Source organism: Sulfobacillus thermosulfidooxidans (assembly GCF_001280565.1).
In the GTDB taxonomy this organism is placed as follows: domain Bacteria; phylum Bacillota; class Sulfobacillia; order Sulfobacillales; family Sulfobacillaceae; genus Sulfobacillus; species Sulfobacillus thermosulfidooxidans_A.
In genome coordinates this window covers 2,425,469-2,448,757 of the sequence record NZ_LGRO01000001.1, presented here as the reverse complement: position 1 = coordinate 2,448,757, position 23,289 = coordinate 2,425,469, and the positions used below count along the sequence as shown (strand labels likewise).

Genomic DNA, 23,289 nt, shown 5'->3' with positions numbered 1-23,289 from the left:
ATTGGTATGATTCAACCTCCTATGGGAGAACCTTCCTGTTCTCCCATCCGAGAGCAATTTCTTGATCAACCAAATCGCCAGGGAACCATGCCTGACTTCTCACTAATCCGGGAAGATCCGCTGCCAGATTAGGGATTACTTCCGCAAATTCATGAGGGGTATAATTCCCGAAAATTTGACGAATCAGTAACCATAGAGGACGATATGCCGGATAATGGCGATAAGCAACAAGGGCAGTTGCCGCTGCCCGACCATTCTCTCCTCGAGCCCAAAACGTGGATGCCAATCCATGCCAAGCCCGGTATGATCCCGTTCCTTGCTCATGCAAAGGGATGGGCGTTGTATCGCCGATAGATAAGGCCTGTGAAAATGACTGTTCAGCAGCCGCCCAAGCTCGGTTAGCACGATGAACCTCTCCTCGATAGAACACCGCATCAGCAAACGGGTGTGGCGAAGCGGTTTGTTCAGCCCGTGAAAAAGCTGCTGCCGCTACTGCCCACACTCCTTGGCCCGCTGCTCCCTTCCCTAAAGTCAACCAAGCCACCGGCACTAGAGAGTCCGGAAGAGTGCCCGAATCCAATGCCTTTTTGGTGGCTTCTTGCACCATGTGCCACGCTTCAAGTGAAATAGCACTCTGGGCTAGTTGCCACCAGAGATACCCATTGCCCGGTTCTTCTCGTACTGCCCTTTTAAGAAGATTATAATTTCTGTCGGCCTTGGCCTTTTCCGTCCATATATCGCGTAAGTAACCAAAATGCCACAATCGCGCATCCAACGATGCCAATTGATAACCATGGCGGACAACGCTACCAGCAACCTGTTCATGAATTCGGCCTTCGTAGCGAATACCAGGCAATTGCCGAAAGAGTCGAGTAACCCGGGCCCAAGCTACATCTTGAGCATCAGACAGCAAAGATACTTGCCATAAATCATAGGCGTGAAACTTGTCAGTCTGCAATGCCGCGCGGATAAGAGGGGCATCATCGGGGTGCAGTTGCTCGTCCGCATCCAAAACTAATACCCACGGCGTTTTCACGTAATCAAGAGCAACGTTTCGGGCTCGCGCAAAATCATGACGCCACGGTATTTCTATGACACGCGCTCCAAATTGCCGCGCAATTCTTGGCGTATCATCACGAGAACCCGTATCCACCACGACCATTTCATCAACAATTCCCTTGACAGATTGCAGACACGAAGGTAACCATCGGGCTTCATCACGAACAATCATAGCCAGAGTCAATTGCCCCATACCGTCCCTAGTACGTTTGTTCTGTTGCAGGTCTTTCATCTAAAAGAGTACGTCCTTTCGTCAGCGGTTCAAGAATATCCATCGTGGTTTGCATCAGATGTAACGCGTCGGCGTCGTGCTCTACTGCAACACGCAGTGCCAAACGCCATAGGCCAAAGTAAAGCCCTCGAAGAGTCTGGGTACCAGGAGCCTCGGAATTGACCGTATCATGCAATCCCGCCCATAGTTCTTGCAATGCGCTGGCATGGTGAGCCAACGCATCCCATCGCTGGGCGCTCAATGCTTCTTGGGCGCCCACACAGTGCCTCCGTCCATACCGCCATAACTCTTCGAGCATGCCCCCGGGACTCAAAGTTTGTAGATGCATATTGTAATAGGGGTTTTCAGCCATTCTCATCCCGATTTCGCTCCTTACGTGGCAAATCCTCCTCCTGATGACGACGGTCCACCTAACACAACATTTTGGAAGTAATTATAAACTCCCAGAGCTCCAGTTATCGAGTTAGCCATGGCGAGATATTCCTGCCGGGCCGTTTTAGCTACGCTCTGAGCTTCTGCCGCAAGATTTTGCTTTTGAAGGGTCAGACTGTTTATCTCAGTTTCCAATGAACTTTGCGCGGTTTGCGACACGCTTGTTGATCCTTGCGCAAAAACCTGAAGAATAGGCATCAGTTTTTTCGATAATTTTTGGAAGTAAGATGCTACAGAATGCGGGTGTGTCGTCAACAACGTGCTGAGGTTAGCAGAAATTTGACTTGAACCATTAGGATCCCACGACAATGTACCATCTTGTGCGCTATAGTTCCATTGCAATCCCACATCTGCCATAGTTAATGGTCCGGCAGCCGTTTGCGCGACAGTTTCCCCAAGAGCCGTCTGAGCCTGCTGCACGAACGCTAAGGGCTGGGGCGAAGAAATCACCTGATGCGAGTTTGATTTATAGGATGATGAGGAGCTCGAACTAGATGACGAAGACTCAGGAGGTCCAGCATTGACAGGGAGTGTCAGCGTATTGACATCTTGAACCAATTGATTCCAATCCTTTTGGAACTTTGTTATCGATGATTCCATTTGGGAAACGTTTGGCCCCACAGTAATGGTAGTCGTCCCAACGCTTAGGAGTTGCGCCGTAACGCCAGGGACAATGTTGGAGATCGTATTACTGTTAGCTTGCAAAGTAGTGTTGCCAAGCGTGTACTCTGCCGGCTGGGCTACAGCCTCCGTATTGTTATTACTTGTACCGCTGCTGATAACAGTACCTCCTGACGACGCATTTACAAGACCTAGTTCGCCGCTTCCATTATTAAGAATAGAGGTGCTGCTACTTTCTCCGTAATAAATGAACTGATTCGGTTGATTGGCTTGAACGACCAACTGATAGCCGTTTGCGGTATCCTGCACAGCAGCCTTCACGTACTGTCCGGCTGACGAATTTATCGCGGACGCTATCTGTTCTAAGGTCATACCCGACGTTATCGTTACCGACGCGCTGGTAGTAGTCGGGGATGTTCCGGATGTTGGTCCTAGTGCAATGGTGAAGGTTCCGCTGATATTTGCAGCTTGTGTCGCTGAACTGAACACCGCGCTATGGTCGACCTCAGCTTGAGCCAATTGGTTCACCGTCAACCCGAAACTGCCCGACGCGGCCTCGGAGCTAGCAGCAGCGGTAGCCACACTCGGTGAACTACTACTCGCACTTTGAGCGTCAAACGGCAATCCACTACTTAATGTGGTCAACTGGCTCATGACAGCACTTGCGTCCGCCTGAAGTTGGCTCCATGCGCTACTGGCAGCCTGCACTTGGGAGAGAGTCTGGTTAAGTTGCTTTTCTTGTAGCGATATGGGGGCCAAAGCTAGACTTTCGATGACATTCGGCGAATACGTCAGCATCAGGGAACTTATGGGGTTGTTGGCTTGATTACCCCAAATTTGACTCGGACTCAAGGTCAGTAAAGGATTCGTACTCATCAAACGCATGCCTCCTAATCTAAAGTTGTCTGGCATTGGTAAGTAAGGCACAGCCTCTTAAAGGCCATGCCTTACTCCATTCACATTATCCGAGTAATTTTAGGATCAGGGATGGCAACTGATTAGCACTTTGAAGCGCTGCCAGGTTCGATTGCAACAAGGTTTGTTCCTTCACGAACTCCGAAGAGACAGCTGGCATATTGGCATCCATAATCGTTGCCCTTGACTGCGTAAGATTCGTATTTTCCGACTGCAGGTTGCTGGCAGTATATTGGAACTGATTGAGCAAGGAACCCGTGTAACCTTGTAATGCCGACAAGGAAGATATAGCGTGTTGCACCTGGGTAATAGCATATTGTGCTTGCGTAGAAGTGGTAACGTTTAGGTTTCCAATACCTAAAGAATTCGCATCTACTGCTGCGAAATTGGCATTTACGATGTCAGCACTGCTTTGAGATGGCCCTACTTGGAACGACAGCGTACTTTTATCTGTTGGTGGGTCTATGGTAACCGTACCAGACGTGGCGGTAGTGGACACCGATGCCTGGTTGACGGTCATAATCATCGAAAATGGAGCAACAGATACTGAACCATTACTTCCTGACAGGTTATTGAATTGGATATCCACGGTCCCACTAGTTGCACCGGTAGTAACAGTCACTGTGGTAGGTTGGATCGTAACAGTTACACCGTTAACGACCATTGTACCCTGAATGGTAGCCTGATCTTCTCCTGTAGTAGTATTAAGTGCCTGCACCGAAACTGTAAATTGTGCATTCTTGACATTCTGTGTAAACGCACTTCCTGAATCTGCTCCAAGGTAGACCGCACTAATAGTAGCCCCGGTTCCGACTCCTGTTCCATTCGTAACAGAAGCTCCGTAATCGCCGCTAAGTACTTTAAGGTTATTGTAATTGGTAGTTTGAGCGCTCTGGTTTACAACGTTGACAAGTGAATTTATTTCTTGCTGAATAGCCTGCAACTGAGACGATGAATTCGTGTTTTGAGCCGCTTGTGTGGCTAGGGACTGCAATTGTTGCAGAATTTGCATATCGTTGTTGACACCACCCACAGCCGTTTGCACCAAATTGGTTGCTTGAGATACGTTTGCTGAGGCCTGAGTGAGTCCATTCAGCTCTCCCTGCATAATATTAGCAATAGCTAATCCTGCGGGATTGTCTGCTGGCGAATTAATCTGAAGCCCCGTAGACATTTCATTGGACAGTTGGTTCACTTTAGCAAGCGTGTTAGAGTAGGCGTTTTCAGCAAACAACGCGGTAATATTAGTGTTGACGTACATTGAAGGTTTCCTCCTTGAAGGTTAAGTATTGACCTCTCTCATCCTGAGTTGAGGTCGGGCGGATTTTCCGCCCCATCAGCGTCATGCCCAAAAGGGCTCTAACACTGACAAAAGTGCTGATGCCACACGGTCGGGATGATAATCCTCAGCTGTACGCCGAGCCTCATTCCGCAGGGCATCTAAACTTTGATAATGACCAAAAACCCAACGTAATTTCTCAATAAGGTCCTCGAGAGATGGCTTCGCCCACTGTTGACCGCGAAATAATGAAAAAGGTTCGGAATCAGGAACGGGTTCAAGCCCGTCTATGGCTAATGGTAAACTGTTTTTACGATTCATAAACACAGAGGATCCCGACCAATCAGTTGCAATGACTGGCAGACCACTCGCCATAGCTTCTAAAATGGGCAATCCCCATCCTTCTCCTCGTGTGGGTAGTACAAACGCGTGAACCGAACGGTACAACGCAGCCATCTCAGTCGCTGAGACAACAGAATCTAAAAGTACGACGGGAGCCGTATTTGACAGGTCTTTGCGCAGAGCTCTCCACTGCTCTTGTTGTGCTTGGGAGGCTGTAGCAATTTTCGTAACCTTTAAAATGAGAACAACGGGATCAGTAGACCGAAAAGCTTGTGCCCACGCCCGAAGCAATATATCCCATCCCTTTCGCGTTTGCCAATCGAAAACGCTTAAGAAACGAAAACGATGGTCCATTGGCCAGAGTTTCGGTCCATCGGGATGGAATCTATCCGTGTCAAGTGGCAGAGGAACAACGCTTAAATGCTCCGACGCAACGCCTATTCGGAGGGCTTTTTCATAGTCCCATGTCGATGGCACAATCACATGATCTGCCTGATCCAATTGCAATTTCCAAGTTTGTGGCCATTCGTCTGTTTCCCACATCGTATATACAATATTTGGACCACGATAGTCGGATTGCAGAGCAAAACCAGGGGCAAATTGCACTGCGGGCGTACCAGAGCGTACGACAACGTCCTCCCATGCGGCCACATCAATGCCTTCGTGCCCTGCATATACGACAGGATCATCAATGTCAAGCAACCGGACAGCCACATCATGATGTTGAAAAGCCTTAAGCCATAATCGCGTCGCTTGTCCGTACCCGGAAGGGCTTCGACCGGGAGCACGCAACAGAACGGCTCTCTCAGGATAGACTCTCCTCGTTCCTTCCCGTGGCATAACTTCGCTCTTCAAAATAGCCTCAAGTTCTTCCGCTGCGTGGTCCCATGACCATGCTTGTCTCCATTCGGCAACCGAATGAACAACAGGTAGATTTTCAGTGGCCTGCCTTAGTAAAGTTACCAAGTGGTCTTCATTAGGTTCGAAATACCAGCCTGGTCCTTGGCTTTCATACGATTCAGGTGTAAAGTACCGAACGTTTCCTGAAATCCACAAAGCATTCTCACGCGGCACGAACTCCCTAGCCGGGCCGAAATCGCTAACGATAATTGGAATACCGCAAGCCATAGCTTCCAAGAGTGGGAGACCAAATCCTTCGCCGCGGTATGGGTGAACCAAAACGGATGCCGACCGATATAATGAGGCCATTGCCTCTTCAGTCAAATTATCAGTGATCCAATCAATAGCCGGATTTTTCGGATCGGAGCGAAAGGCCTCAAGGGCATCTAGAATAGAGGCATCATCGTAGGCGAATTGACTTCCCACTGCTTTAATAATTAAAATTACCGAGTTATCCGCGTCAAAAGCTTTTTGATAAGCACTCAACAAAATGTCTATACCTTTACGCGAGATTAATCCACCAACGAACAGAAAGCGCGTTGCATAACGATCCCACCGTTCGCATCGTGGACCACCCGCATAGAAATGATCGGGATTGATACCTAAGGGAATAACGCTTATCATCTCGCCCGGGATGCCTCCCGCAACAAACATGTCACGAACAGCCTCACTGACAACCAAAACGCGACGAACATACCGACGAATCGGATTGATCCAGCTTTTGGGAACGGCACCGGCTTCCCAATGTTGCAATAGAAAAAAGGGACCCATGCGAGAAGAAAAGGTTGGTGGCCATCCATGGCGGACGTGCGCGTCTACCGTTTTAAATCCGGCTCGGTGCGCTAAAAACCATTTCCAATCTTCCGGAACTGGATTGGGCACAGCGTCCCATGAATGAACAACCACATTAATATTTCGAGCGGCCAGGGATCGAGATAACGCGCGATTCACGTGATCAAAACTTGCCGCACGAAAAAATGGTCCATCCCAAAAGACATCCATGTCAGTCGCCTACTTCCTCGCTTAGCGTCTATTCCCTTAGACTGAGAACTAAAGGCGCAACGCCACCTTTATTCTCAAAACCAATATAATCCTGCGAAATTACCTATTGCAAATTTTAGTCGCGAATTTTGGTGATAAAATTACGTGTCAGGTCGTGGGAGTCGAGTCAGTCTTGTATGTAAAAAAACTTAAAAAGTTCACAATCCATTGGGGAGTCCCCTTGTAAATTTGAAAGCGATCAAACAATCAAATTCGCAGGAGGATGGTCCCATGGCTATGGACGACCGTCTTCACTTGAGAGACCAGGGGGTCCACGGGATGGTATCAGCTGTGTGCGATGATCATCGTGACCTCACCAACGCCGTAGCCGAACAGTTCCATGACGGAAGCCGACAATAGTGTCAGACCCACATGACCCGCAAGTTTATGCCAACATCGCCTCAGGCGAAATTGTTAAATTTTATTAGAACGTAGCATATTCAGACAAAGTTTCTTATAATCTTAATAGGAATTATCTTAATTAGTAGGAAATTACATTAACCAATGGAGAATTTATACATGAATAAGCCAATATTTGTGCATAGCGGTTGGCGAACAGGTAGCACCTATATATGGAGTAAGTTTCGTTTGCAGGGTGATTGCATGCCATTTTATGAACCATTTAATGAAGTTTTGGTTCATATTACTCATGATATGTTACCGTCATTTCAGCCGTCCAATTGGGATTCCCACCATCCAGTAGTCACGACCTCATATTTTTCTGAATATGGTTCTTTGATTTCTACAGGAGTACAAGGTTTTAACCCAAATTTTACCATTAAGAACTACTTTCGCAATGAGCAAGAGTGCCTTTGGGATCAAGCTGCCTATTTGGCCATGCTTATGCATGTTAGTTATCAGAGTCATCGACGTCCCGTTTTCAATTTTTGCCGGTCACTAGGACGAATCCGGTGGTTACGACAAACCTTTCCCGGAATCCATATTTTGTTACTCCGTAATCCGATAGACCAATGGCTATCAGGTCGTGCCCAACTACGCAAAGGAAATCCCTATTTTGAAATCATGCCACATCTAGTAATGGGTCAAAAGGAAGTCCCGCCAGGTATTCGAACCTTGGCTCAGTACTGGAAGCTCCCTCAATACCCAAGCAACATAGCATTTTTTGATGCTTATCACCAGATTAGACCACTTGTCACAAGCTACTCAACTACGCAGTCGTTTGGAATCTTTTTGGATTTGTATTTATATTCCACGTTAATGGCACTACCTTTTGTAGATATTGTTATTGACATGGATGAATTGGATCTTTCCCCTTCATATAGGCAGGAAGTATCGAATATTCTTCGTGAAACCTTGAGCCTCTCCTTACCATTCGATGACGTGCACATAACGCACTACGGTCTGGGTAATCGACCGCCGCATTGGCAAAACGTGATTATCAACGCGTTGCAACGTATGGAGAATCAGTGGTTACCTGAGATGTACCGCTCAATTCCAGAGTTGCAGCCAGAACATATTAATTACATAATTCACAAAGTTCGTGAAGACCCTCTCTTGGAACCGCGAATCCGCTGGTAAAATATGAGTTCTATTCATTTTTCCAGTTGTCAACTCACCCGGCGACCATGAATCGGCTCCCTCTCTTGTAGACTATATCACACTGGTTGTGACTAGATACTTCAAGCCATGCTATGGATCGTGTCGTTGGTTACTAGTATAGGATTCTACCCTTCGCGACCTTAGCTAGATGGGTTGTTTAGCCATTTTTGACAATTATCTTTGACCCATGGATGCAAGTTCGCTTTCATTCATTGACTTAAAGTGATTGGAATGACAACAGATCAATGTGCTCAGAACGTATTGTTCACAAGTATATCGTTCACAGTGCGATCCCATGGAATTAAAGGCTCCCAACCTGAAACCTCGCGATATCGACTCGCGTTACCGACAAGCACCATGCGTTCTCGGGGACGAAATCTATTCGGATCTTGAATGACTTGGATATGGTCTAAATGGGATTTCGCTATTAACGCATGCAAAATGTCTTCAAGTCTCCGTCCCCGCCCGGATGCTAAATTATATGTCCCCGGACGAACTGGTGGACTCAGTGCCATCACATACGCCCGGGCAATATCCCGAACATCTAAGAAGTCGCGAATAACTCTTAGATTGCCTACAGTAATAATAGGTGGACTTTGCTTTTTCCATATGCTATGGATTTGAGCAACGAGATCCGGCACAACAAATCCGGTTGATTGCCCCGGGCCAACATGGTTAAATGGACGAAAAATAATTAAATCGAGGTTAGGCTTCCGTAGAAGCGCAAGAAGGCGTTCTGCACCCCATTTTGATACGCCGTAAGGATTAACGGGATTGATCGGCGCATCTTCATCTAATGGTTCTCCATCCTGACCAGCAAGTGGATCATAGATTTCTGCTGAACTCACAAAAATAAACCGTTTCACGCCTGACGCCTGAGCTGCTTGAAAAAGTTTGACGGCACCGACAGTATTGACTCCTATTACCGAAGCCGGCATACGCCATGATTTAGAAACAGAGCTGATCCCTGCGAGATGAAGCACCGCGTAAGGTCGCGCAGTTCGAAAGAAATTCTCAAAACGCACGTCACTACGTGTTAAGTCCATCGAATAAGAAGACGCCGAGGGGCTTGAAGTAGGCCCCCCAACAGGAATAACTTCGTACCCGTTCTCTTGTAACATACGACACACATGACGTCCAACAAATCCGTTCGCTCCCGTCACAACTATTTTTCGCATCACCCTTGCTCCCGTAAATGCGAAATAGCTTGCTGTGAGACCAGTTGTTCTCGCACCAATGCCCAGTCAGCTTCCACCATCAGACGAACAAGTTCATCAAAACTTGTAGAGGGACGCCACTTGAGTTGGGTACGAGCCTTTGTCGAATCCCCGACTAGAATGTCCACCTCAGCAGGGCGGACAAATCGGGGGTCAATCGTCACATAATTCTCCCAATTTAATCCAGCTATCCCGAAACTCTTCATTACCCATTCTTTCACTGAATGAGTTTCGCCAGTAGCAAGAACGTAATCATCAGGTCTATCTTGTTGTAACATCCTCCACATACCCTCAACATAATCTGGAGCGTATCCCCAGTCGCGTTTCGCATCTAGATTACCTAACGCCAGCTTCTGCTGGAGTCCAGCCTTAATCCGTGCAACCGCATGCGTTACTTTCCGCGTAACAAATTCCATTCCCCGACGTGGTGATTCATGATTAAATAAGATCCCGGAACAAGCATATAAGCCATAACTTTCGCGGTAATTCACAGTAATCCAATGCGCGTACAATTTCGCCACACCATATGGACTGCGAGGATAAAATGGAGTTAATTCCGTTTGCGGCACTTCCTGAACATTACCAAACATTTCACTTGTAGAAGCCTGATAGAAGCGGATGTGACGATTAACGTCCAAGATAGCGTTTAACAACCGTGTAACGCCCAAGCCGGTAACCTCTCCCGTGAGAATCGCTTGGGACCAACTTTCAGGCACAAACGATTGTGCCGCCAAATTATACACCTCGTCTGGTTCACATTCTTCTAAAATATGCCGTAAGGACTTTTCATCTAGCAAATCACCTGATACCAGGCGAAGTTGGTCATGAAGATGGTAAATACGTTCCGTTGGTACGGTACTAGTACGGCGAACAAGCCCATACACTGTATATCCTTTTTGTATGAGCAACTCAGCGAGATAAGATCCGTCTTGACCCGTGACACCTGTAATCAATGCTGTCTTCATCCTACAACGCGGGTAAACTCTGTGAATTCATCGTTAAACTTAGACATTACACCAGTTCCCGCTGCTCCTTTCTATCTTAAAACGATTACGCCGGAATGAGTTTAATACTCCATGCGTGATCGTATTGACTGTATCCATTCGACTCATCACAACAAAATCCTCTTATCGAAATCGATTTGTTTCACCACTGAGGTTGATCCCTTTGTGCTTATTAACTCCTCCGACTACTCCCCTCCTTAATTAAATCGCTGACTTTGAAACGAATGCCCGTTCCCACATTCAACCGCGATAATAGCGTTTAAGAATTTCAGCGACTTCTTGTCGACTAAACTCCTTAGGCAAGTCTTCGCCCCTTCTAAGCATTGTTCTCACCTGAGTTCCAGATAGATAAACATGATGTTCTGGCGCATGTGGACAAGTTTTGCTTGTGGCCATTCCATCACAACGTCGGCAGAAGAAGGCTTGTTCAAAGAACAATGGTGTAATGCCAAGCTCTTTGGGTGAAAACCGATTGAAAATCTTATGGGCATCATAGGGTCCGTAATAGTTACCCACACCAGCATGGTCTCGACCAACAATAAAGTGAGTACAGCCATAATTTTTTCGTACCAAAGCATGGAAAACGGCTTCGCGCGGTCCGGCATAACGCATGGCTGCATAATACGCGCTGAATAGCACGCGGTCTGGTGGATAATAATTCTCCAACAATACCTCATAGGTTTGAATACGAACAGATGATGGAACATCGTCGGCCTTAGTTGGGCCTACTAATGGGTGGATAAAGAGAGCATCAACTATTTCCAACGCACATTTTTGAATGTATTCATGGGCACGATGAATAGGATTGCGAGTTTGGAAACCAGCAACCGTTTGCCACCCACGCGATTTAATATGCGAACGGACTTGGGAAGGTGTCATCACCCTCATGAAAGGCTGATCCATCAAAGGAAAACGTGGGATATGCAGAACATCCAATTCCCCGCCCAAATATACGGGCCCTCGCTGCAACAAGCGTTTCACCCCAGGATGATGAGGATCATGTGTTCCATAGACAAGGTCTGCCTCTTGCTCGCGATTAGGACGGTAAATAGACGTGAGATGAAGAATAGCATACGGAGCAAGATCTGTTCCCTTCAACAGAATGTCCATTCCCTCTTTAAGACAACAGGCATCGTTCTCCGAAACAGATAAAGTGACAGGCACAGGCCATATCAGACCGTCTGGGAGGCGCATTTCGTGGCAAACCGTGTCATACGTAACTTCATCCATGAATCCAGTAAGCGGCGCGAATGCCCCAACTCCTAGTGCATAAACATCCGCGGTGGCAATTTCATCAACAACGAGTTGATGTGATGGCAGAGGGCGAGATATATCGTTAAATTTGTCACGAGGAAATAATGTAGTCATAGATTGATTAACTCCTAATTGCGTAGTGAAATTGAATCCGTTTATAAGTAACCAGCAGCTCAATGCAGCATTACTCTCACGAATAAGAGAAATAGCAGAAAACACCAATTTTTAAATCCTAGCTTACATGCAAATTTTTTGGTTCCGTGCGAACACCTTTTGCCAGTACAATAATTTGTTCTACATAGTCCTACCTATTTCCTTTTTTGTGTGTCGGAAAAATTCGGGAGCAGCCACTTTGTCTGAATAGGCTGGTTTAAGTGTGGGTCATGCATACACGAATGTAGCATGGCAGGACTTTCTACACGATCTAGTCTGTAGAACTTGGAACTGCCCTTAACTGTCAATTATCTGACGGGATTCCGATGTTGCTGAAGCCATGCAACGGCCGAGGATGGGGCACATAAAATCCGCAACGTGCTGAGTCGGTTTCCGAAAGCATTTTCAGGCGGACGTGACTCATCTGCTGTATACAGTAGCAGATGCGATCAATGATGGGATGGTGCCGTTCCTTGGAAAACGAATTCGTCTAAGATGTTTCGAGAAAGAACCGACGGTCGTAGAGGCTTCACCGCTTTTAGAGCGAAAAAGCCTATTAAAATTCATCTTTGGTGTGGTCATTCGTGACACAAACTGTGGCGCATGAGGATTAAAGCGGATCATCGGGCGACCAGTCATCAACCGCGGCAAGATCCGCCAAAACTCGCGGAAGATGATGAACCGGACTGTGTCACGGCATAAGTACGAACTCAACGCTTTTTATATCCGTTTTAGAGCGGGACCTGCCTGGGGTTTTGATGTAAAGTAATCCGGTTGGTTCATAGTCGGGTTTAACTGGTACTCATTCTGGGTAGGTATTCGCGATTTGTTGTGATATGGTCTTATTGACAACGATTGAACGGCCCTTTATCCTCACGGTTGCGCAGTAAACGCTGGTCAATGTCCGCAACCCCCACGATGTGAATTATCACAAAGGTCCTTTGACTGATCTCTACTACACGAACTATTCCCCGTCGACTTGTATTTCTTCACAATAATTGCAGTTTGAGCAAAAGATATCCACAATTGTCCACAGACTTATCCCCAAAATTTTCACATGATGTGCCCAAGTTGTTCAAAACTTGCCCTTCGAGGCGAATTTCTTCGCATCTTCACCGAGCAAGTGATACAGAGCATCATGCACATCTTGCAAAGTCGGGGCATGAGGTATCTGCACACTATCACACGCTGCATTTTCCCTAATGACCCACTGTGTCCCGTTGCGAAAATGTACAATCAGGGTCGCACCCTGACCAAAGTCGGCCGCACAGTGAAAAAGTTCTGGGGGCAATACAGGTAGCTGATTCAGCAAAGTCACTACCGGGGCAATGGTTTTGGGGGTGTTCAGATTAAACGACTTAACCGAACTCCCATAACGCCATGCTCTGTAGTGCACCCTGATCTCGCGAACAGCCGTGACCGGGACAATGAGACTGCTCTGAGGTCTTGAAGACATCGGCAATTCGGCCAAAATATATTGCATATTGGTCGTGTGAGCATTCACGGGGAGAAAATTAATGGCCACTTGCGTAGTCTCTTGTGGTCCCTGAGCAAATAACAGACCGTGTGTAAAGGATTCACTATGAGCCAGGCTTGACATCGCCTTGCTTATGAGATGATATCCCTCTTTTTTCATCTCATGAATATACCAATTTTCCGCGTGGTCATACGACGTCGGCAGTTGCCAAAGCTTTGAAAGATGATTCTTTGCTCCCATCACGAGCGGGGCGGCAAATGGCGAGGAGATAGGGGGAGCTGTCACCACATCACTATGAGGATACCGGGGAACTGGACGATAGACTGCCGCCGTCACATTTGTCGCAGCCATGGGCGAGAGGTTAAGATCATGGCCTCCCAAAGGCGATAGAACTAACAGCCCACTTGACAAAACTACTGGTAATCCCCAATGTCCCATTTGCTTCCACATAATGCGTCAGCCTCCAAATGTGTCACATCATACTGTTAACAACGCTTTATTCTGGCAAATAGTCACATAAATATGTAAATCAACCCCGAGAAAAATTCCCTGGGCCTTTTGACTTTTATCGTGCTAATAATTATGAAAGAAGACGGACTAACTTAAATTAAAGCGCCGCAATACCACCTCTTTTAACCACCGTCTCACCGGGCGCCGGATAAAGCCCGGGAGAATACGCGATACCGTAATAACTAAACGCATACCTTTAGAGTCTAAAATGATGCGTCTTAACCATTCGCGGTGGCTCTCAATGGATCCACCACCCGCCCAATTCGCCTGCAAGACCTCTTTTTCCAGCACATAATAGGCAGGCAATCCCAGAAGATCTTGATGTTTGGCCCACATTTGCTTCTGGATACGTTGCCGATTCTGGGCAGAGGTCGTCCGCACCATCGAATTCGGACGGACCCGGTACTGGTAATGGGGGTAGGGGAGCACTTCACCGTGTTCACCAGATTTAGCCAGGCGAAGTAATAGTTCCCAATCTTCCCAGCCATAGCGGAACGATTCGTCATAACCCCCATGGGCAAAAAACCGGTCTCGACGAATCACGATACCCGCATGGGCTTGATTCTCCGCCAATAACGTAGGGGCATAGAGATCCTGGGGTCCCCAAAAACCATGGGCTCCCTCAAAATAATGAATAATGGGATAGACCAACGAAAGATCTTGATGCCGCATCAAAGCCTGTACACTGTGCCGTATGGTCATAGGAGCCAGTAGATCATCCGCATCACAAAAAGCCAAATATTCACCCTGCGCTCGTTTCGCCCCGTAATTGCGGGCTCCAGGGAGCCCGCTGTTGGCCTTATGAAAGACGCGGACATGATGATGGGCTTGTCCTAAGCGGTCTAAGAGAGCAGGAAAGCCAGGTTCTGTTGACCCATCATCGACCAAAATAATTTCGATGCGGGGATAGTCCTGGTGTAAGAGGCTCTCAAGCGTCTCCTCTATCGTTTGGCTCGCGTTATAACAAGGGACAATAATACTGACAAGGGGCTCGTCTTGGGAGACTTTGTCGTCAAGTTTTGGCGGATTGGTAAACCATGTGGGAAGCTCGATAGGAGCTTGTGCCATTCTCTTTATCGTGTTCCGCGCCGTTTCACCTAGTATTTGGCGTTTCTCGGGATGGACGATAAGTGTAGTGAGGGCGTCATCAAACTCATCAGCATCAAAGGGATCAATCAAAAAGCCAGCGCCCTCGTCTAACATTTCCCTCATGCCGCCAAAACGACTGGCAATGATCGGCTTGCCCAATGACATGGCTTCGAGGCAGACATTGGGCCAATTTTCAAAACGGCTGGGAAAGACCACAATATCCGCATCTAGGTACTCGCGTTGAAGATTTTCCCGGGTTACCGGACCCATAAACTCAAAGGCCTGCTGGTGCTGAGGAGGAATTAAGGACAAAAGATAAGATCGGTATGATCCCTCTTTCCACCACGTATCGCCCCCAATTAAGCGTAGCGACACGTTTTGTCCCCGGTCTATTTGTCGAATTATGGCCTCAATTAGTAAGTCAACGCCCTTGCGGTGTTCTAAACGGCCCACATATAACACCTGAACAGCAGATATATCCGTAGAAGAATTAGGGGCGTTTTGATCTAACAGGGGATGGGTAAATGCTGGAATGGGATGGCGCATAAGATCATAATTCCGGGGAACGTCTTTTTCGTAAACGGCCGCTAAATCTCGGCTGGGTACACTGACCACATCAGCATAACGCAAACAATACTGCTCCATATTATAAATTGCTTGCCGGTATAACGACGGGGGTTCCTCATTTAAGGTGTCACACAGATGAAGGGTCATATGCCCATGGACCCACAGGGTGATCTCGGAAAATTCGCCTAATAACCGCTTGGCTTTAATACTAAAGTACCCTTCCCCGTTGTAATCGGGAAATTCCACAATATCAAAAGGCTGTGTCTCTTGGAGTGTCTTGAGTGTCACATAAACAGCGTACGAAAAATTATGTTCAGCGGTGCGAAATCCCTTGACAGCCCGAAGCGGAATAATATGGTATGGGCGTTCGGGCGGTGGAGCAATTTCGTCACGGTCTTCAAGAAACTTAGCGGCTGTGAGGACCGTGACTTGATATCCCTGCGCAGCCAAAGAGGCTGCGTGATGGTCGACATAGACGCCAATCCCTCCTGATAGATTGTATCCAGCTAATTCACGGCTTGTAATTACGATATGTTTCATGCAAGGCATCCTTTAATCACGTATAGTTACATAACGTCCAACAGCAGTTTTATACTCACCGAGTATACCTGAACCGTTCCCATTGAGACAACATGTGCTCTTTTTCATCAAAATCTTGGAAATATCGGCAGGACATTACCAATCATGACGAGAATTATTAAAAGAGACGATTGTTCTTTTGCAAAGTGAGGGATTACTGTTCCAATGATGATGAAAACACGACCTTTATGGTTTTCGGCTGTTGCGACCTTCGGATTAGCCGCCCTGACCGCAGCCATTCCCCATAGAACGCTAGCGACAGCCAAGGCCGCTACGACAAGACCTGTAGCACTGTTTGCGACTACACCGCAAGCCCGCACCGGACAAAGTGTGACCTTGATGGCAGCCACCAACACGCCTTTATCGACGGGCGAATCCTTAGCCATTATGAACGCCACCACCGGACAAATTCTCAATCAAGTCACGTCAGGTACCACGGTGAGCACTACGATCATCCATCATTATCCCCAAACGGATAAGTTCGTGGCAGTTCTCACCAAAGACAGTAGGCCTTTGGCCGTGAGTTGGGTGGCACGCCCCATTGGCAACAATGCCGGTTATCAAAATGCCGCCGGCCAATCCGTGGCTTTAGTCGCTCCGACCACGGCTATTTCCGGTATCAATTTTACTGTGACGGCAGAACCCACCGGGTTTAAAGAACCCGTTTATCAATTTTGGTGGGCGATGCAAGGTGGGCAGTGGCATTCGAGTGGCCCCTTTAGTTTCGCCAACTCGTATACGATTAATCCACTCCGTAATGGCTTCCTGTCGGTCTTGGTCTATGCCCGGGAATTCAGTGCACCCCACAATGAAAACGCCGATCAACAAGCCATCTATGAAGCCAAATCGGATACCAGCGTGGTTGATATTGGCGATAATGCAGAGAACCCCGGAAGTCCAATCAACGCCAACAGTTTTGTCTCGTTAAGTTTTACTAATGAAGTGGCAGTGGGTAACAATATGACGTTAACCGCAAGTGCCACGGGCATTACCAATCCCCTTTATCAATTTTGGTTTGAATCGCCCACCAATGGGTGGCAAAGCAGTGGAGAATACAAGGCGACAAATACCTTTGTCATTCCGGCGACGGTGCCAGGCCCTTGGCATGTCGTCGTCTATGCCAGGCCTTTAAATGCCCCTTCAAATGAAACGTCAACCCAGAGAATTAGTCTAGAAGTGGCGAGTCCTGAATCAACTATTACAGTCCATAACTAACCGCGCATTCCATCAGCTGATATTAAGTATCGGCTAGAGATTGCCACAACCATTTCTCATTTGTTCGATGTTTCTTCCGGTTTCATAATCAAGAGGACAGGCACGAATCAAAGGGCCTGTCTTCTAATTTCAAAATGGGGCTGGCCTTGTTAATGTGTCCTGAATCATGCGATTCCGCCCCTCAATTTTGTACATTGGCGATCTCTTTTGCGCTGAGGCGCATCGGACGCGATTTTTCAGCCCTGTGGGCTGGGACTGGGGGACAGGAGCCAGGGCGTTGTCCCCCAGTGAACAAGTATCTGGCCATTCTACACTCCGACGGGCACCCATGTTGCTTGCCCTTCAGCGACGGCCATTTTACAGGATCTCCTAAAAAAGTCCCCCGGTCCCCTCTGCCCGATGTGCAGGAGCCCACCGATGGATTCTGCGAGGATAGCCTCCCATCCGCGTGTGTGAGTTAGCTGGAGTGGCACGTCCGGCATCACGGATGGCGAAACAGGGGGAGATCGACCCCGCCTGGGGGATGTTTGGACGTCAATCGGGTCCCGTCCGCGCTCTCAGGTTCTTCAACGTCCCGGCTCCTCACACGATCACGCCCCTTCGGATTCCTCGTGAGCGAAGGGGCTGGGTCGATCGCATAACGAGCGGCCAAAAAATTCCAGAGATACGCCACGCTGGTCTCGAGATCCCACTGATCTGTGGGAATGCGCAAGTCGGGCTGTTCCGGTCGTTCGTACGGCGAGGCGAGACCAGTCATCGCCGGCACCAAGCCGGCACGGGCTTTTTGATAGAGCAATTTGGGATCCCGGCGCTGACACACCGCCAAGGGACAATCCACATGGACTTCCACAAATTGCCCTGGAGCAAAAAGGTTCCGCACCATCCGCCGATCCCGCTCTAACGGGGTAATGAAAGCCGCCAGCACGATGAGCCCGGCCTCGACAAGAATTTTCGCCACGTGCCCTGCCCGCCGGATATTTTCATGGCGGTCCGCCACCGAAAACCCCAAATCCGCACACAAACCGGTACGCAAGACGTCCCCGTCTAACACCGTATGAGCCAGCTCGCAAGCCTGCAGTCGCTGCGATAGCCCATTCGCTAATGTCGACTTGCCGCCGCCCGACAAGCCCGTAAACCATACCACAAAGGGACGCGGAGTGGTCGCCATGAACATGCCCCCTTCGATCTGAAAAGCTGCGAACCGCGTCGGCACGTTTATGGGTATGATACCAAACAGGCTGTACCCCGTCCACCATTTTTCGACATCGTTCGTCCACCACGGGCCCCCGAAGGTTATACTCACAACCTGTCACCAGGGGCCAGTGCGCCATGGTGGAAGAACTCATATCAAGCGCACGAGGAAAGAACAATTCGTCGACCGATTTTGTGGTTGCGGGCATGTGGTCCGGCAGTACCTACCTGTAGGCCAAATTTCGGATTATAATCAAGTGGTGTCGTTATTACTCCCTTAATTCACACTGATGAATCCCAACAATATCCATGCCATGCTCGATCCGTCTTTGCTACTTGTTGAATGGGACAAAATGGATACGAGAGATCGGGCGTTGGTGTTGGGTTTGGTTTTGAGATTGGCAAGGGGCAAAGAATAACAAAAAATGGCGCGGCGCAGTCACGTGCTTCGCGCCTACCAGACCGTCGGCACCTAGGATGACGCTGCACGCAGATGGCACGAGGCCATCACGACCGCCGCGCTGGACTTCGGCCAGCGGGATATATTCTCCAACACCATTGGGGCACAGCAGGGGAAAAGAAGTAGAGGCCGAGATGCCCTAAAATTGATAGTGTAGCGTAAGCCATTTTACGATATCGCCAACGTCATAGGTATGAATTGCGATTCCGCTGGCGATGTCTTTGATCTCACGATCATCAATCGGTTGGATACGCTGTCCATTGGCTTCTGCTACCGCTAATCCGAGTGCCATCGCTGTCCGTTTATTGGCATCCTCAAAGGCATGGGTAGTAGTGGAACTATGAATCAAAACCGCGATTTTATCCGCGACAGTTGGATAAAATTCCTGCCCAAAACCGGCTTGAGACGGTCGTGCAAGAGCGGCCTCCAAATAGGCGGGGTATTTATCGCCCATGCGACCGATTTCTGTCACGTCAATCACATAACGTTGCATCGCGACCGCATCATCATAATTCGGCCAGTCTTTTATTTGTCTGCCAATCTCTTAAATGCCTCCAAGTGCTCTTGACCATTCTGCGTCCCAAAGTTTGGAGCCGTTCATTAACCGAAGAGTTTGTCTGGCCTCGTTGCGGTTGCTGCACCCGAAGAATCATAGATGCTGGTACTTTTGTCGAACACATTGTCGGCACCTTCTTTCGCACAACATGTAGCTTCATTATGAGTCACCTTCCTCTGCCCGTCAGTGTCTCGGTAAAGTACTCTAGTATTTTCTCGTGTTTAGATAAATATACATGGATACATAGCAAGAGCAAGAGCAAGAACAGGAACGGAAGAGTATTTCATAGTCTACTCCTCTTATCCCTTCTGTTGATGTCAGAAGGGATAAGGAGAAAAGGTCATTTTTGATATGTATGCCCAGTCCAATGGAGTGGTACCACGGAAAAGCTCTATGTGATTTTGAACAGGCTAACATCGTGAAACACGACACCATGGTGCGTATTCACGCGCTCTGTCTGAGTCTTCCCTATAGTTATGGGGATATCTACAACTCTTCCGCGGAGAGAATGCCGAATGCGTGGTGCACGAATTAGTGGACCTGTTTACCCATATCGGCGGCGTCCCACGCCGCTTCGTGTTCGACAATGCCAGGATGCATAGGGGAACAGATTCGGATAACAGACCTATTGGCTCGATTTCAAGCCCACTATGGCTTTGAGAGCACTTTCTCCTTATGCTGGATACGAAAGGGGCACTATGGAAAACAAAGCGGGCTATTTCCGACGCAATCTGTTGGTTCCCGTCCCCGACGTGTCGGACGTCTTGACCTTCAACCCAGTCTTATTGACGCGGAGTGAGCAGCATTGGGAGCGGTTGTATTAAAAGAAAAGGGCAATCGTTCATGGCATGGTTTTGCCGAACGGCAAAGTTTCCAAGGATTCTGAACGTGCCATCACGGCCACCGGATTGGGTATCCTTTACCATCCCGCCCAAGATCGAGATGACCGGAGATGAGGCGAAAGTAAGGTGGACTCCTTTGGCCAGACAAATTTTTGGCCCTAAGGTGTGAGACTGTCCCTCGCTTTTTTGGTCTTATTTTGAGGGATTACTCTGGGGACGCGTCGGCATCCGTAGGAGCTGGACGCGCCCCCAGAGTCCCAGCCCATTGGGCTGTTACGACGATGGAACAGCATGTCATTCAATGGTATCGAACGCTGACACCACGAGTGATCGAGGATAACACACAGTCTTTGTGTGAAGGAGATCGCACAATGGCTAACATTTTCAGAGACCCGTTAACCGATATTACGTACACCGATTTAGAACAATGGGCTACCACGGTTCCGTATCCTCAAGAAAATGAGCGGTTAGATTTTAAACGCGAATTTTCATCGAAAGTCACGGCTTCTATTGTCGCGATGGCTAATCATGCAGGTGGAGTCATTGTCATTGGCGTCGACGAGCAGAAAGAGAAAGGCAGCGGAACGTCCAAAACGATGAAGTGGCCGCCAGTTGGCGTGCCCACGAGTTCGGCTTTCGACACGTTGCAGAATCACTGCTATCAACACATTCAACCCGTTTACTTACCGGAACATCACCTGGTTACCATCCCCGACCATCCCGATAAGGCGATATTACTCATTCGAATTGACCCGCAAACAGTCCCCCGCCCGTTGTGGCATGATGAAAAAGGCGTCTTATACCGATTTGGCGACGCAAACCGACCAGCTCCTTTAGAGATTTTGCGCCGACTCTTCAGCTGAGAAGGAGTTATTTCACCACTGATGCAAGAATATGAACAACCAGCGAGGCATTTGGCCGTGGTCGAGAGTCATGGAACCTGTTTAAGTTGTGCCGTATTATTGCCACAGTCCGCTACATCCTTCGACAGTGCGACAAGAAGGACGCTTATCGGTTTAGCGGAAACATTTTTAAAAGAACGAGACCACCGTCCTTCGGTCCGCAGTAGCGTCGGAGTTTTGGCATTTACCGCATCGTCTGCTTCATGGGATATTCTCGACATGGATGTGACTTTTCAGGCTAATGGTATCGTGACGATGACGTCCTCATTCAACGCCAATCCGCTTTCTTTGAGCGTCATCTTGTATCAGTTGAGTTGGGTGTTGCCGATCTTGGTGCACGACGACTTTATCCAGATTTATCGTGGTGGCTACATACGTCGAATGCCACGGGCACTTATCAATTGGCCGCAGCGAGGAATCGCGATAAAGCCGATCGTCAATCGTCAGCCATTCAATAGCGTTCAGCGTGGAGGACACCAACTGATAAAGTCTTACGAAAACATCCGACGCTCGAAGGAAGACCTATGCAACGTCGAGGAGGACTTTTGCTCTGCTGTGTTACAAGATGCGTCATTTCTCGATTTTGAAGACGCGCTTCATCAGGCTATTCCAAACTATGGATGGCGAATGCCAATATAGGCGTTTCTCGCCCATCATCCCCGATTTATCCAGTACGTTCCCAGACCCCACCGCTTGGGGGGCGCACGGGCTCGGGCCGAGGACCGATGGAGTAATGCTATGTGGTATATTAGGGGGAAGAAATGCGAGGTGAGAACAATTCGTCGACCGATTTTTCTGCATGCGGGCATGCGATCCGGATCCACATACCTGTGGGCTAAATTCCGAGAGCTCCCAGGGGTAATGGCGTTTTATGAGCCGTTTAGCGAGGACCTCGGTCGGATGTCGCCCACATTTTTACGTCATCATGGCCCCGACACGTGGCGCTCGGGACACGCGCCAACCGCCCCGTACTATCTCGAGTATGAACCGCTCCTGCGTCCGAGCGGGGGTGTTCACGGATTTGCATCCGAATTCAGTTATGCCAACTATTTTGTCACGCAACAGGAACTCCCGGCACAACGCGCCTACCTTGCGTCTTTACTGGCGCAGGCCGAGGCGGCTCAGACCGTCCCGGTGTTGGGGTTTTGTCGATCGCTGGGACGCACGGCGTGGCTGAAAACCCAGTTCCCCGATGCCGTGCATCTTGTGTTAATCCGTAATCCCGTCTATCAGTGGCTGTCCGGCTGGCAATTTTATACCCAGACTCAAAACCCCTATTTCCTGACACGTCCTCTTCTGATTGCTCAGTATCCTGGCGATAACCCGTATATGCACCTCATCGCGCAGGAGTTCCGGGAACAAATCACAGCGCCCTCCGTCCCTATTGCCACCGTGTATGAAGTGTTTCTGCACGTTTATGCGGCCAGCACCCTTGCCGCCCTCCTCGACGCCGATCTCGTGATCGACATAGACGTCTTATCGGCGTCCGCTGCCTATCGGCAGTTTATTACAGCGCAACTCACAGCGCTGACGAGTCTTCCACTCGATGTGACGGATTGTCGGGTCTCCCAGTATCCTATAGAGGGCGGCCCCGTGCCCTTTAAGGCCATTAACCATCACGTCGTTACCCGCTTGCTGGCCTCCGACGCCGCCCATACCGCCCGCCCCCCACGATCCTGCACCGCGCTGCCCACCACGCTGTTAACGAAAATCGAACTGAGCGTCCCCTAACGGGACGCTCAGGACCGTCACGGGCCTCGAATGCGCACAGGGCCCTCAACGCAACCGATACCCAGCACCTCAAACCGCTCCCCAGCCCTTCCGTCCGGTCTTTCTGACCAGAGCTCGTACCAGTCGCGACCATGGCGCTAGGATCGGCGCATTACGGGCCA

General features: G+C 48.8%; 18 protein-coding genes. 6 read left to right on the top strand and 12 right to left on the bottom strand.

The window, feature by feature from the left end:
- Window positions 1–19: 19 nt before the first annotated feature.
- From AOA63_RS11995 to AOA63_RS11975, 5 genes are all read right to left on the bottom strand, one after another.
- Window positions 20–1,291, bottom strand: coding sequence for a glycosyltransferase family 2 protein (locus AOA63_RS11995; protein ID WP_082343936.1), 1,272 nt, complete (start codon window positions 1,289–1,291; stop codon window positions 20–22).
- Window positions 1,260–1,643, bottom strand: coding sequence for a hypothetical protein (locus AOA63_RS11990; RefSeq protein WP_053959917.1), 384 nt, complete (start codon window positions 1,641–1,643; stop codon window positions 1,260–1,262). Before AOA63_RS11990 ends, AOA63_RS11995 begins: the two co-directional genes overlap by 32 nt.
- A 20-nt stretch (window positions 1,644–1,663) precedes the next feature.
- Window positions 1,664–3,220: a flagellar filament capping protein FliD gene (gene fliD, locus AOA63_RS11985; RefSeq protein ID WP_053959916.1), complete on the bottom strand. Its 1,557-nt coding sequence runs from the start codon at window positions 3,218–3,220 to the stop codon at window positions 1,664–1,666.
- An 85-nt stretch (window positions 3,221–3,305) separates the two neighbouring features.
- Window positions 3,306–4,520 carry a flagellin gene (locus AOA63_RS11980; RefSeq protein WP_053959915.1) on the bottom strand — a complete coding sequence of 405 codons (1,215 nt, stop codon included), beginning with the start codon at window positions 4,518–4,520 and terminating at the stop codon, window positions 3,306–3,308.
- Window positions 4,521–4,601: 81 nt separating this feature from the next.
- Window positions 4,602–6,782, bottom strand: a complete 2,181-nt coding sequence (locus AOA63_RS11975) for a glycosyltransferase (RefSeq protein ID WP_053959914.1) — start codon at window positions 6,780–6,782, stop codon at window positions 4,602–4,604.
- A 270-nt stretch (window positions 6,783–7,052) separates the two neighbouring features.
- Between AOA63_RS11975 and AOA63_RS20380 the strand changes: the two genes are divergently transcribed.
- Both AOA63_RS20380 and AOA63_RS11970 read left to right on the top strand, forming a co-directional pair.
- Complete coding sequence (locus AOA63_RS20380; RefSeq protein WP_278276980.1) at window positions 7,053–7,181, top strand: hypothetical protein; 129 nt, start codon at window positions 7,053–7,055, stop codon at window positions 7,179–7,181.
- Window positions 7,182–7,424: 243 nt separating this feature from the next.
- Complete coding sequence (locus AOA63_RS11970) at window positions 7,425–8,360, top strand: hypothetical protein (RefSeq protein WP_053959913.1); 936 nt, start codon at window positions 7,425–7,427, stop codon at window positions 8,358–8,360.
- Between the two features lie 272 nt (window positions 8,361–8,632).
- Here AOA63_RS11970 and AOA63_RS11965 read toward each other — a convergent pair whose 3' ends face one another.
- The 5 genes from AOA63_RS11965 to AOA63_RS11945 form a co-directional block, all read right to left on the bottom strand.
- The gene (locus tag AOA63_RS11965) at window positions 8,633–9,559 is read right to left on the bottom strand and encodes an NAD-dependent epimerase/dehydratase family protein (protein WP_053959912.1); all 927 of its coding nucleotides are present in this window, start codon (window positions 9,557–9,559) and stop codon (window positions 8,633–8,635) included.
- Window positions 9,559–10,563: a GDP-mannose 4,6-dehydratase gene (gene gmd, locus AOA63_RS11960; RefSeq protein ID WP_053959911.1), complete on the bottom strand. Its 1,005-nt coding sequence runs from the start codon at window positions 10,561–10,563 to the stop codon at window positions 9,559–9,561. Before gmd ends, AOA63_RS11965 begins: the two co-directional genes overlap by 1 nt.
- A gap of 279 nt (window positions 10,564–10,842) precedes the next feature.
- Window positions 10,843–12,075, bottom strand: coding sequence for a sulfate adenylyltransferase (sat, locus tag AOA63_RS11955; protein WP_197648392.1), 1,233 nt, complete (start codon window positions 12,073–12,075; stop codon window positions 10,843–10,845).
- Between the two features lie 1,009 nt (window positions 12,076–13,084).
- Window positions 13,085–13,936, bottom strand: a complete 852-nt coding sequence (locus AOA63_RS11950) for a hypothetical protein (protein ID WP_053959909.1) — start codon at window positions 13,934–13,936, stop codon at window positions 13,085–13,087.
- Window positions 13,937–14,083: 147 nt separating this feature from the next.
- Window positions 14,084–16,192, bottom strand: a complete 2,109-nt coding sequence (locus tag AOA63_RS11945) for a glycosyltransferase (RefSeq protein ID WP_053959908.1) — start codon at window positions 16,190–16,192, stop codon at window positions 14,084–14,086.
- Between the two features lie 204 nt (window positions 16,193–16,396).
- Between AOA63_RS11945 and AOA63_RS11940 the strand changes: the two genes are divergently transcribed.
- On the top strand, window positions 16,397–17,446 hold the full coding sequence (locus tag AOA63_RS11940; RefSeq protein WP_053959907.1) for a hypothetical protein: 1,050 nt from the start codon (window positions 16,397–16,399) through the stop codon (window positions 17,444–17,446).
- 481 nt (window positions 17,447–17,927) lie between these two features.
- On the opposite strand, the gene cysC is transcribed toward AOA63_RS11940, so the two are convergent.
- Window positions 17,928–18,614 carry an adenylyl-sulfate kinase gene (cysC, locus tag AOA63_RS11935; protein WP_242848323.1) on the bottom strand — a complete coding sequence of 229 codons (687 nt, stop codon included), beginning with the start codon at window positions 18,612–18,614 and terminating at the stop codon, window positions 17,928–17,930.
- Window positions 18,615–19,236: 622 nt separating this feature from the next.
- A complete protein-coding gene (locus AOA63_RS11930; protein WP_347474804.1) occupies window positions 19,237–19,626 on the bottom strand; it encodes a type II toxin-antitoxin system death-on-curing family toxin in 390 nt (129 codons plus the stop codon).
- Window positions 19,627–20,866: 1,240 nt separating this feature from the next.
- Here AOA63_RS11930 and AOA63_RS11925 point away from each other — a divergent pair.
- The 3 genes from AOA63_RS11925 to AOA63_RS11915 are packed head-to-tail and all read left to right on the top strand — an operon-like array spanning window position 20,867 to window position 23,128.
- On the top strand, window positions 20,867–21,358 hold the full coding sequence (locus tag AOA63_RS11925; protein WP_053959905.1) for an AlbA family DNA-binding domain-containing protein: 492 nt from the start codon (window positions 20,867–20,869) through the stop codon (window positions 21,356–21,358).
- Between the two features lie 21 nt (window positions 21,359–21,379).
- Entirely contained in the window at window positions 21,380–22,036 is a 657-nt protein-coding gene (locus tag AOA63_RS11920; RefSeq protein WP_053959904.1) for a hypothetical protein, read from the top strand.
- A gap of 54 nt (window positions 22,037–22,090) precedes the next feature.
- Window positions 22,091–23,128: a hypothetical protein gene (locus AOA63_RS11915; RefSeq protein ID WP_139061588.1), complete on the top strand. Its 1,038-nt coding sequence runs from the start codon at window positions 22,091–22,093 to the stop codon at window positions 23,126–23,128.
- Window positions 23,129–23,289: the final 161 nt, after the last annotated feature.